8 protein-coding genes are annotated in these 12,045 nt (G+C 43.0%); 6 read left to right on the top strand and 2 right to left on the bottom strand.

The window, feature by feature from the left end; genetic code table 11:
* Positions 1-11 precede the first annotated feature (11 nt).
* Positions 12-1,319 carry a BNR-4 repeat-containing protein gene (locus RDO88_RS09605; RefSeq protein ID WP_307759156.1) on the bottom strand — a complete coding sequence of 436 codons (1,308 nt, stop codon included), beginning with the start codon at positions 1,317-1,319 and terminating at the stop codon, positions 12-14.
* A 176-nt stretch (positions 1,320-1,495) separates the two neighbouring features.
* Between RDO88_RS09605 and RDO88_RS09610 the strand changes: the two genes are divergently transcribed.
* Both RDO88_RS09610 and radC read left to right on the top strand, forming a co-directional pair.
* Complete coding sequence (locus RDO88_RS09610; protein WP_307759157.1) at positions 1,496-2,485, top strand: glycosyltransferase; 990 nt, start codon at positions 1,496-1,498, stop codon at positions 2,483-2,485.
* A gap of 113 nt (positions 2,486-2,598) precedes the next feature.
* Positions 2,599-3,285 (top strand): DNA repair protein RadC, encoded by a 687-nt coding sequence (radC, locus tag RDO88_RS09615; RefSeq protein ID WP_307759158.1) that lies wholly within the window; start codon positions 2,599-2,601, stop codon positions 3,283-3,285.
* Here the strand turns inward: radC and RDO88_RS09620 are convergent.
* Positions 3,280-3,852 carry an RNA polymerase sigma-70 factor gene (locus RDO88_RS09620; RefSeq protein ID WP_307759159.1) on the bottom strand — a complete coding sequence of 191 codons (573 nt, stop codon included), beginning with the start codon at positions 3,850-3,852 and terminating at the stop codon, positions 3,280-3,282. The two genes, radC and RDO88_RS09620, sit on opposite strands and share 6 nt — an antisense overlap.
* Before the next feature lie 476 nt (positions 3,853-4,328).
* On the opposite strand from RDO88_RS09620, the gene RDO88_RS09625 reads away from it, so the two are divergent.
* From RDO88_RS09625 to RDO88_RS09640, 4 genes are all read left to right on the top strand, one after another.
* Positions 4,329-5,348, top strand: a complete 1,020-nt coding sequence (locus RDO88_RS09625; RefSeq protein WP_307759160.1) for a FecR domain-containing protein — start codon at positions 4,329-4,331, stop codon at positions 5,346-5,348.
* Between the two features lie 179 nt (positions 5,349-5,527).
* The gene (locus RDO88_RS09630) at positions 5,528-9,043 is read left to right on the top strand and encodes a SusC/RagA family TonB-linked outer membrane protein (protein ID WP_307759161.1); all 3,516 of its coding nucleotides are present in this window, start codon (positions 5,528-5,530) and stop codon (positions 9,041-9,043) included.
* A 10-nt stretch (positions 9,044-9,053) separates the two neighbouring features.
* Positions 9,054-10,811 carry a RagB/SusD family nutrient uptake outer membrane protein gene (locus tag RDO88_RS09635; protein ID WP_307759162.1) on the top strand — a complete coding sequence of 586 codons (1,758 nt, stop codon included), beginning with the start codon at positions 9,054-9,056 and terminating at the stop codon, positions 10,809-10,811.
* Between the two features lie 67 nt (positions 10,812-10,878).
* Complete coding sequence (locus RDO88_RS09640; protein ID WP_307759163.1) at positions 10,879-12,006, top strand: alpha-L-fucosidase; 1,128 nt, start codon at positions 10,879-10,881, stop codon at positions 12,004-12,006.
* Positions 12,007-12,045: the final 39 nt, after the last annotated feature.

Here is a 12,045-nt window from a genome sequence, read left to right on the forward strand (position 1 = left end):
ATTTTAATAAATCATTTCCACTTATAAAGCATCAACCGGCTTGGAGCAGGAAGTTCTCCCTGGGGTTTCCTGTCCCGATTGGCAGGCAATGTCTCCCAACGCAGCAAATAATCCCCCTTCACAATAACTCTTGGCTGCATGCCGGGGAAAGAAGATTCCAGTTTGTTATATTCTTCCGGATAGGAAGACCGAGCCTCCTGCTTGCCAATTACCTCGAAAGTCTTTTCATCAAAAACAATTTCTCCCCTGCCCTCCTTGATATGCCGGTATCCGAAAGCCATTTTCCCGTCACCAAGCGACCTGGGCGCAAAAATGTCCAGTTCTGTTTTCATAGAACCACCGCCTTCAAACTGCCAGCGGTATTTCCAATCCGTCAATTGCCTGCTGTACCAGCCATTTTTGTCATAGCGGGCCACAAACAGCTGATTGTTTCCATCTTTGTCATACTTATGATAACCGATTATGGGATTGTTTTCCGAATCAAAACCCAACTTAATGCCTGGATTGAACAGCCCTCCCTTGACCGGAGTCGCATCCACATAAAACTCTGCTTTCTCGAGCGTGATAGGCAAGTCCGTCTGTTTGCCGGCAGCATTCTCCCAATGTATCAGGTCCTTGCTTCTGGCATACGACAGCGTATGGTTGGTAGAGCAGTCGGGCGTCTCTCTCCAGACCCAAATCAAATGGTAATATCCATCTTTGCCCAAAGTGGGGCCCTGCATATAGGCATTCCTCTCTCCACGACCGTCGGTCAGCGGTTTGTCCAGCAAGCGTTTCCAGCTTCGGGTTTCCACATTATATATATTATAAATTTCCGAGCCGTTACCGCTTCCACCGGTACGGTAATGGAACAGAAGTTCGCCCTCGGGTGATTCCATAAAAACAGGATAAGTAACCCGTTTCTCATCCACTCCCGTCATCTGTTCCACCTTTTCCATAGCATGGATATTATAAGGTTCCGTTGAACGGAAATAAATCAACGGGACGGCATGCATATTACCCGACACATGCAGATAACCTTCTTTATCAAAAGCCATGGTCACGTAGTTATGGCTGTCCCAACCGATTTTTGACGGCAAGACCTCGTATTCGCAGCGCCCGGTCTTCAAGTCGAAAACCGCCAAAGTCATTTGATGGATGGAATCGTAATAAGCCATGTAGAGCTTGTCATGCTTCTCGAGCATAGAGTACCCCACACGAAACGCGGACTCAACCGCCGAGATTTTCACACCTTCTGCCGGAAATGTAAATTTCTCCTTCTGCTGACATCCCGCCAATTGCAGTATCAGGAGCAACAACAAACATCGTAACATTTTCATATATTAAAAAATAATTGTTAGGACCTCCCCACCTATTTCTAAAAGTTTCTCATCAGGCCTGACACTCCCACAAGAATGTCTCCGACAAAGATAAATTTTAATACCATAAGCGACAATAATCCAACGGAAAAAATTATCTTTGTCCATCGAACAGCCTTTTTAATGAATTTCTTTTCATGAAATATTCAATCATCATCCCCGTATACAACCGTCCCGATGAAGTGGACGAGCTGCTTCAGAGCCTTACCCGACAGACATTCCGGGATTTTGAAGTGCTGGTGGTAGAAGACGGCTCGTCTGTGCCTTGTCGCGACGTGGTCGGGAAATACAACGAGCAGTTGCTTCTCCGGTACTTCGAAAAGCCCAACTCCGGTCCCGGTCAGACCCGCAACTATGGTGCCGAACGCAGCCAGGGAGAATATCTCATTATCCTCGACTCGGACTGCATCCTCCCTCCGGACTATCTGGCCGCCATAGAAAAAGAACTGCAAACGACTCCCGCAGACGCCTTCGGAGGTCCCGACCGTGCCCACGAATCGTTCAGCGACATCCAGAAAGCCATCAACTATTCCATGACCTCATTCTTCACGACCGGTGGCATTCGCGGCGGGAAGAAGAAGATGGACAAGTTTTATCCCCGCAGTTTCAACATGGGCGTCCGTCGGGAAGTCTACCTGGCGCTGGGCGGCTTTTCGAAGATGCGCTTCGGCGAAGACATCGATTTCAGCATCCGCATCTTCAAGGCCGGCTACCGCTGCCGCCTCTTTCCCGACGCATGGGTGTACCACAAACGGCGCACGGACCTGAAGAAGTTCTTCAAGCAGGTACACAATTCGGGCATCGCTCGCATCAATCTCTATAAGAAGTATCCCGAATCGCTGAAGCTGGTCCACCTGCTCCCGGCTCTCTTCACGTTGGGAACAGCCGTGTTGCTTATCGGCACGATTTTCTGCCCGTACGCCCCGCTGCCGCTGTTGCTGTATGCCCTGCTGGTATGGACGGATTCAAGTCTGCAGAACCACAGCCTCCGCATCGGCTTCTACTCCATCGCTGCCGCCTACATCCAACTCATCGGTTACGGCACCGGATTCTGGCGGGCCTGGTGGAACCGTTGCGTCTGCCGGAGGGGAGAGTTCGAGGCGTTCAAAAAGAACTTTTATAAATAAAAGAGAAGTGGTGAGCGGTTAACGGTGAGCGGTGAGTATAACCTTATTAACCACTAACCACTAACCGCTAACCACTAACCGCTAACCGTTAACCACTAACCGCTACCAACGTCATGGAAAAACTGAACATCAACCAATGGGCGGCCGAAGACCGTCCCCGCGAGAAAATGATGCAAAAAGGAGCCGAGTCGCTGACCGACGCCGAATTACTGGGTATCCTGATAGGCTCGGGCAATACGGAAGAGAGCGCCGTCAGCCTGATGCAACGCATCCTGTCGGCCTGCGACAACAACCTGAACCAGCTGGCCAAATGGGAAGTACGCGACTTTGCCCGCTTCAAAGGCATGGGTCCTGCCAAAAGCATCACCGTGATGGCTGCCCTCGAACTGGGCAAACGCCGCAACCTGCAAGCACAAGGAGAACGTCTCTCCATCAAAGCATCGACCGACATCTACGACCTTTTCCATCCGCTGCTATGCGACCTGCCTACCGAAGAGTTCTGGGTGCTGCTGCTCAACCAGGCCGGCAAGGTTATCGACAAAGTCCGCATCAGCCGTGGAGGAATCGACCAAACCACCGCCGACGTACGGACCATCCTGCGCGAAGCCCTCATCAAGCGGGCCACACAGATTGCCCTGATACACAATCATCCTTCGGGGAACGTACGTCCCAGCAACGACGACCTCCGCCTGACGCAAGTCGTACAACGGGCCGCACAGACCATGAACATCCGCCTGATAGACCACCTCATCGTTACCGACGGACACTATTATAGTTTCAACGACGAAGGTAACCTATAACCTCATTAAGAGCACCAACAACGGAAGATAATCCTTCAAGTCCTGCGCCAGCAGCTTCAGTGCCTGCCCGATGCGGTAATCCACCGTTTTGACCGAAACATCCAGCCGCTCTGCAATTTCCTTGTAGGTCATATCCTTGAAACGGTGCATGACGAACGCCTCCCGATAGCTCTCGGGCAGGCGGTGGATGGCTTCATTCAGCCGCCGGCTCAGTTCCTCGATGCCACAGAGGTCCGATTCCTCCAATACATCTTCTATCACATCCCGATAGAACCGGGTATCCGCATCCAGCTTTACTTGTTCCTGCTCAATCCGATTGAGCGCTTTCCGATAGACCATCTTCAGCAGATATTTCACCAACGACGTGCGAATCACTTCCTCCTCACGATGTTCCCAAAGCCACAGCAAGGTATCTTGTGCTATTTCCTCAGCGCTCTCCATGCAGACAAACCGTCTTCCGTATGCACACAACAGGGGATAATATTTTCTGAAGAGCGCATCGAAGGCTTTCGAGTCGCCCTTCCGAAGTCTGTTCAGCAAAATAATATCTGTGTGCACGTTTTCCATAATTACTACTTGAATATCCGTTCGATTCGCAAAAATAGTTTTTTTAATGAGAAAATCTGTTATTCCCACTTCTTTTATTTTCCTTATCAAGCCCACCGCACTCTTTATTCGAAAATTTCCCGATATCGGGCGGGATAGCAGAATCAGTCATAAATATCAACAATCAGCAAAGTTATTCACAAGAAGCAGAGTTTTCTTCCAACAACCGGTTTGAAGCACAGAGGCCGAATGTTTCAAACATAAGGGGTCTATGTTTCAAACATTCGGCCTTCATGTTTGAAACATTCCCATAAAGCCTCTTATTCCTTCCATGACAAAGATATCAAGCCACAAAAGAAACAATAGTAAATATTCACGACAAACCATTTCAACCGGTCATTTTTACCCGCCGCACAAAGTGTTAACGTATCATAATTTACAGGATTTTGTTTAGGAACTCCCTTTTCCCGCCTGTCTCTTTAGCAAACGAGTCATTTATGAACGAGCAACAGACAAACATAGAGCAACGATTGATCGAGTATTACGAAGGCAAGCTCGAGGGAGAAGCCTACGATGAAGTGAAGGCGTGGATTGCTTCTTCCGAAGACAACCGTCGGATGGCTCGTCGCATCTATTCTCTCCTGCTGGCCGTGGATGTACACCAGGTACGCAAAGAGATAGATACCGAAAAAGCATTGAAGAAGGTTAAGGGTAGAAAGATTGCGCAAAAGAAAACCATCAGCTGGTGGGAATGGGGGCAGCGTGCAGCAGCCATCCTTTTCCTCCCGTTGGTGGGCCTTTTGCTCTGGCAGCAAAACCGAATCGAGCAGAGCGAACCTATGGCCGAAATGCTGGAAGTACGTACCAATCCCGGTATGACCACCCGGCTGAACCTGCCCGACGGCACTTCTGTCTGCCTCAACTCCGGTTCCACACTGAGTTATCCCTCCCGCTTTACAGGCGACACACGTTCCGTCAGCCTTTCCGGAGAAGCCTACTTCGAAGTGGCTAAAGATGCGGAACGCCGGTTCATTGTCCATACCCCCGACCAGTCGGCAGTCGAAGTCTATGGTACCCACTTCAACCTCGAGGCCTACCCCAACGACCCGAACATCACCACCACACTGACCGAAGGCAAGGTCGGCTTCCTTTATAAAGAAGGTACTACCACCCGACGGGCGATGCTCGAACCCGGCCAGAAACTGGTTTACGACACCTCCAGCAAAAGTCTGTCCCGTCACCGGACTTCCGGCATCGCCGAACTATCCTGGACAGAAGGGAAAATCATATTCGAAAACACTCCGCTTCCCGAAGCCCTTCGCATGCTGGGCAAGCGGTTCAATGTAGATTTCATCGTGAAGAATCCCGGCCTGAACACAGACCGTTTTACGGGTACCTTCACCACCCAGCGGTTGGAAAAAATACTGAGATACTTTGAGATTTCATCCCGCATCCGCTGGCGTTATCTGAACGATCCGGACATCAACCAGGAAAAGATTCGGATAGAAATCTACTGACCCAGTTGACACTTGTGACTTTAAAATACGAATACTCACACATTAACAGAAAAGCCCATGAAAGACAGAGACCCGTAGCCCTACAAAAAAACATACGGAAACATGCGCCAACATCTTTCCGTATGAAAAAAGTCCATGAGACACGAACTTTATTTTTTCACTAAATTCACTACAAAGTTATGAAAAACGACCGTAATTTCCAAAACATGGAAATCGGAAGGTCATTGTGGACCTTCACGAAAAAAATTCCTTTAGTTATGAGACTGTTTATTTTTTATCTCTTCTGTTCCATCGGCATGCTGCAAGCCGTAGAGACCTACGCGCAAAACGCCCGCCTGTCCCTGAATGTGGAAGAAGAAACCGTAGCCAATGTCCTCCGCCAGATTGAGGATGCCTCGGATTTCGACTTCTTCTACAACAACTCGCATGTAGATTTGAACCGCCGTGTATCCGTTTCGGCACAAAACAGCGACATTTTCGCAATCTTGAAGGAGATATTCGAGGGTACGGAAGTGCGCTACACCGTGCTCGACAAAAAGATTATCCTTTCCACCCAACTGGATGCATCCCCCCAAGGTGTGCAGCAACAAGGTAATGTAGTAAAAGGAAAAGTGGTGGATGCAAATGGAGAACCTGTTATCGGTGCAACAATCAGAGAAGTTGGAACCGACAACGGTACCGTTACCGATGTCGATGGAAATTTCACCATCAAGACACAGGCAAACGCTACTTTAGAGGTTTCGTTCATCGGGTATCAATCGCAGACATTAAAGGCTGTTACCGGTAAAGAATTGGCCGTCAAGCTGATGGAAGATACGGAAATGCTGGACGAAGTAGTTGTGGTTGGATATGGTACACAGAAGAAAGTGAATCTAACAGGTTCGGTTCAAGCTTTAGAAGGTGACATTATCCAAGACCGCCCAGTCATGAATGTAACCCAAGCTCTACAAGGACAAGTCGCAGGTGTCAATTTTGGATTAGCAACAGACGGAAATGGATTCGAGCCAGGAGCTTCACTAAACTTCTCTATCCGGGGGCAAGGTAATGCTTATGTTTTAATTGATGGAGTAGAAGGAAACTTAGATCGATTAAACCCCAATGACATCGAGTCTATCTCTGTTTTAAAAGATGCTGCCGCTTCTGCCATTTATGGTGCAAGAGCTCCCTATGGTGTTGTTTTAGTCACAACAAAATCTGGAGGCCGCAATATGAAACCTCAAATAAATTTTTCTGCCAATATCGCAACCTCTAAAATTCACCGCAAACCAGAAATGCTTGATTCATACACTTTTGCAAGAGTTATGAATGAAGCTGGCATCAACGGAGGAGGTACTGTTTTTAAAGAAGAAACTATTGAACGCATTATTGCATACCAAAATGACCCATCTCTGCCAGAAACAGTTCCATCTGCAACCAATCCATCCATTTGGGCAAGTGTAAATGAAAGCAATGCCAACCATGATTGGTATGATGAGTTTTATGGAAATGGATTAAGGAATCAAGAAAATATCAGTATTCAAGGTGGTGGGAAAAACACCTCATATTTTATTTCCGCAGGTCACGCTTATGATAGTGGCATTCTCAATTATGATATAACCGATTATTATCGCCGTTATAACATAAACTCAAAATTAGATATTGATGTTTCCAAGTGGATGAAATTTACAACCAACACTAGATTAGAATCCACAACTCGAGAATATGCCAATTTCGACAATCAAGGCAGTTATAATCTGCTGTTTCATCATATTGGAAGAACTTTTCCTACACAGGCTTTAAAATCTCCGAACGGTTACTATACGATACAATCTAAAATTCCTTGGGCAAAAGATGCAGGTACGGATAAAACTAACCTAATTACACTAACCCAACGCTTTGCCACAGTTATTACTCCAATAAAGGGATGGAATATTAATTTGGATTATTCATTAGCACTAACAGCCCGACGCTTCACATCTGAAAATTTTACCGTTTATGAAGACATGGTTGATGGTACTATGATAGCAGGAGGAACCACATTACCTTCATACATATCTAAAGATCAAAAACAAGCTCTGTATCAAACTACCAACATGTACACTTCCTACAATTTTAATATAAAAGGCCATGATATAACTCTAATGGGAGGTGTTCAATACGAGCATGAAAATAGTGAATATTTAGCAGGTAGGAAAGATGACCTTATCAATTTTGATGTCCCATCTTTCTCAACATCTACAGGTACCATCCAATCATTATCAGATGAATTAGCCCACTGGTCGACCGCAGGTGCTTTTTTTAGAATTAACTATAATTACAAAAATCGCTATTTACTTGAAGCCAATGGGCGTTATGATGGGACTTCCAAATTCGCCAAAGGTAATCGTTGGGGTTTTTTCCCTTCATTCTCATTAGGGTGGAATGTTGCGCATGAAGAATTTTGGAGCAAATATCTTGACAAAATCAACAATCTCAAAATTAGAGGTTCATGGGGACAACTTGGAAATCAAGGAACTCCAAGTAATCCAATAGCTCCTTACCAAGATCTTCCTCTAATGAATGTCGGTTCCAACTTAGGATGGATTATCAATGGAGAAAGGCCTATTTATGTAAATGCTCCAGCCTTGATAAATCGTAATCTAACATGGGAAACCTCCGAAACATTTGATATCGGTATTGACTTAGGAGCATTAAATAATAGATTAAATATTACAGCTGATTACTATATACGCATGACACGCGACAGATTAGGACCTGCACGTGCACTTCCTGCTGTAATCGGTGCAACCTTACCTAAAGAAAACAACTCTGAAATGAGAACGAATGGATGGGAATTAAGTATTAGTTGGAGAGACCAATTATCATGTGGATTAAATTACTCTATCACGGCAATGCTTTCAGACTATTACAATACAATAACAAAATTCAACAACCCAACCAACATTCTCACAACAAATTACTCAGGAGAACGTGTTGGAGATATTTGGGGATTTGAAACAGAAGGACTTATTCAAACCCAAGAAGAAGCACAAGACATCATGGATAATCAACGGCAATCATATTTTCACCCTACATGGAGAACCGGTGACGTAAAATATAAAGATCTTGATGGGAATGGTGTTATTGACAAAGGGAAAAACACATTAGAAGATCATGGAGATTTAAAAATTATCGGCAATTCAACTCCACGTTATCAATTTGGGTTAAACCTTGCAGCCGATTATAAAAATATAGACTTCTCTATATTCTTCCAAGGAGTTGCCAAACGTGATTTATCACTAACAGGTAATATGTTTTGGGGATTTGCAGGCGCATGGAATCAGTGCTCGCTATTTACTGAACATCTGGATTATTATAGAGACAGTGAAGCCACACGATACTGCGGACTTGGGATTAACACAGATGCTTATTTCCCCCGCCCATACCATACTAATGAGCAGAACAAGAACTATCAAACTCAGACTCGTTATTTACAAAACGGAGCTTATTTGAGACTTAAAAATATACAAATAGGCCACACATTACCTAAAAATATAACCCAATCATTAGCTATAGAAAAAGCTCGTTTCTATGTAACAGGAGAAAACTTAATGACACTCACAGGAAGATTTCCAAAAAGTTTAGATCCTGAAACGGGTAATATAGGGGGAAGAGGTAATGGTAAATCTTATCCTCCATTAGAAGTTTTCGCATTTGGTATTGACGTTCAATTTTAACAACAAGAATATGAAAAAGATAATTATATTTTGTCTTACCCTTATATCAGGGTTATATATAGTATCATGTGATGATTTATTAGATAATCCTCCACTGGATAAAATTGATAATGAAGCATTCTGGAAAAGAGCTGATGATTTAGGTAAATACATGCTTTCTTTTTATACATCATTCCCAACCTTTAAAAATACTCCTGTATATGCTGGGACATTTGCAATGGACGCAGTTAATGGTTCTGATGACGAAATCCGAACTAATCCGAACAATACAATAAATGGAGCTTCCTCCATCGTCAATTCAGGAGGGAATTGGTCATGGGGAAATATTCGTAGTATATTATTCTTTTTTGACAATTACCAACGTTGTACAGAAGATTTCACTGTATATCAGCACTATTTAGGTGAAGCATATTTCTTCAAAGCTTATCTATATTTCAACTTAGTTAAAGCTTATGGAGATGTACCATGGTATACCAAAACCTTAGAAATGGACTCACCAGAACTTTATATGCCACGTACTCCACGTACTGAAGTAGTAGACTCAATATTACATTGTTTAGATAAAGCAATTGAATATTTAGACCCACTCAAAAATTCGACCCATGGAAATAATCAACGCCTAAGTAAAGAAGCCGCCTTAATATTTAAATCGCGGGTAGCACTTTATGAAGGAAGCTGGCAAAAATATCATGCAAATACAGATTTTGGAACGATAGGTGCTAATCCTCGGAAATATTTCCAAGCAGCAGTTGACGCAGCTGAAGAATTAATGACACCTGGCAAATATAAAGTGGGAATCTATAATACAGGGAATCCTTCCATTGATTATATGAACTTGTTTAACAAAACCGACTATTTTTCAACAGATGAAGTCGTGTTATGGGCAGGATTTAGTCAAGATCTAAACTGGACCCATAGTTTAATAGATAATCTAACAAGAGGAACCAACGACATACATATTACTTGGGAACTTGCAACATCCTATTTGGCCAAAGATGGTTCTGTCTATGACTATAAGAAAATCGCAAAAGAGTTCCAAGGTAATGATTTCTTAATCAATATAGGAAATAATTGCGATGTTCGATTAAGACAAACAATTTGGATACCAGGTGATGTCATGTGGGACAATAGTAGCTATGGGCGACATGTGTTTGACAAACCTTATTTAACAGAAGGCGGAGAATTTAAAAACATTACAGGGTTTCAGTTAAGGAAAGGAATAGATCCCACTTATCCAACGGCTGGTGGAGTACAGCTTCCTTGTGATATCGGAGCCATCGTTTTTCGCTATGCAGAGGCACTATTAAATTATGCTGAGGCCAAATGTGAATTAGGAGAGCCCGTTGATTATGACAGATCAATCAATTTACTCCGAACTCGTGCTGGAATGCCTCCATTCTCCATACCTTCAAATTTGTCATCCTCAGATAAAATTGATTATGGATATCCCATCACAGATGAATTATACGAAATACGTCGCGAACGACGAATAGAGTTAGCTTGCGAGAGTTTTCGTTCTGATGACTATCGTCGTTGGAGAGCACACAAAATTTTCCAACATAAAAGGATGCATGGTTATCCTCTAAAGAGTTCAGAATGGAACAATACAATAGATATTCCCGTAGATTCCAATGGCCTATTAGATCCACACGCATCCAAAGCACCAAATGGATATGAGTTCAATGAAAAGCGTGATTATCTACAATGTATTCCAACTAATGAAATAACGTTAAATCCTGCACTAAAACAAAATCCAGGTTGGGAATAACTATAACAATTCACATTAGGAAGAGGAGTACCCACCCCCTCCTCTTCCTTTAATCAAAAAACAAGATATGAAAAATTGTATTATTTACATATTTATGATATTTATTGGAATTCTATATCCAATAACAAGTAGAAGCCAACAATTCGTTCCCAAATATTTAACAGGATACGAATCCCTTTGGAATAAAGCCCCCAAAACTGCCTCCCTAAATTGGTTTAAAGATGCCAAATTTGGTATGTTCATACACTTTTCCCCTGCGAGCCAACTCAATGGAGGAACTACAGAATGCGAAAAGAGAGACCAATGGTTTGAGAAGCAAAAAACATTTGAAAAAATGGATAGATACTCTAGACGGCAACAATTATTGGATAAAATACAACATGTGTATCCTGAAACACAAAAAATGATTTCAACATTCAACCCTATGCATTTTAATGCCGATAGTATTACAGATTTAGCCCTAAAAGCTGGAATGAAATATATAACATTTACAACTCAGCATACATTTGGGAAAATGTATATGTACGACACCAGTTTATCTCAATGGAATAGTCAAAAAATTCTTAAACGCGACTTTGTAAAAGAACTTTCAGAAGCATGTGAAAGGAAAGGATTAGGGTTATTTCTTTACATAACTCCTCCCAATGACTATATCAAAGAGGAAGTAAGAATCATGCTAAAAGAATTGCTGACAAATTATGGCGCAATCGCAGGAATTTGGTTCGATGGAATAGGAGAATGCTATCGTAGGCCAAATGATTTTTTAGAAGTTGGTGAACTATACGCGTATATCCATAAACTACAACCTCAATGCCTAATATCGTTCAAGACGGGTTTCACCGGTGACGAAGATTTTTTAGCCCCCGAATGGAATCAGGTGAAATTCGATAAAAAAGGAAATGTTCTGTTCAATATTAAAGTAGCGACTGACAATGGTACTGAAATAGCAGAAGACTCCCATCTCCGACCTGTTCTCCGATATATAAACAACAAATTGATGTTTAAGCATCAGAGTTTCAAGGAAACATGGGAAAATGAATTAAAAATCAAGCCCATAGAATTATGTAACACTATGATAAAAGGAGAACAATGGTTTGATGTTAAAAACGGAGAACACAAAACCATTAACGAAATTACAGAAGAGTACAATTATGCACAAAAAAATAATGCAAATTATCTCACTACTGTCCCGTAAAAGTGGATAAATAGTTCTTTGAAATTATTGAAATATAGT

Source organism: uncultured Mediterranea sp., assembly GCF_902493215.1.
Taxonomy (GTDB): Bacteria; Bacteroidota; Bacteroidia; order Bacteroidales; family Bacteroidaceae; genus Bacteroides.

What these genes read in the sequence shown, in the direction of transcription:
- RDO88_RS09605 (WP_307759156.1), bottom strand. Translation starts at nt 1,319, where the DNA reads ATGAAAATGTTACGATGTTTGTTGTTGCTCCTGATACTGCAATTGGCG.
- RDO88_RS09610 (WP_307759157.1), top strand. Translation starts at nt 1,496, where the DNA reads ATGAAATATTCAATCATCATCCCCGTATACAACCGTCCCGATGAAGTG.
- radC (WP_307759158.1), top strand. Translation starts at nt 2,599, where the DNA reads ATGGAAAAACTGAACATCAACCAATGGGCGGCCGAAGACCGTCCCCGC.
- RDO88_RS09620 (WP_307759159.1), bottom strand. Translation starts at nt 3,852, where the DNA reads ATGGAAAACGTGCACACAGATATTATTTTGCTGAACAGACTTCGGAAG.
- RDO88_RS09625 (WP_307759160.1), top strand. Translation starts at nt 4,329, where the DNA reads ATGAACGAGCAACAGACAAACATAGAGCAACGATTGATCGAGTATTAC.
- RDO88_RS09630 (WP_307759161.1), top strand. Translation starts at nt 5,528, where the DNA reads ATGAAAAACGACCGTAATTTCCAAAACATGGAAATCGGAAGGTCATTG.
- RDO88_RS09635 (WP_307759162.1), top strand. Translation starts at nt 9,054, where the DNA reads ATGAAAAAGATAATTATATTTTGTCTTACCCTTATATCAGGGTTATAT.
- RDO88_RS09640 (WP_307759163.1), top strand. Translation starts at nt 10,879, where the DNA reads ATGAAAAATTGTATTATTTACATATTTATGATATTTATTGGAATTCTA.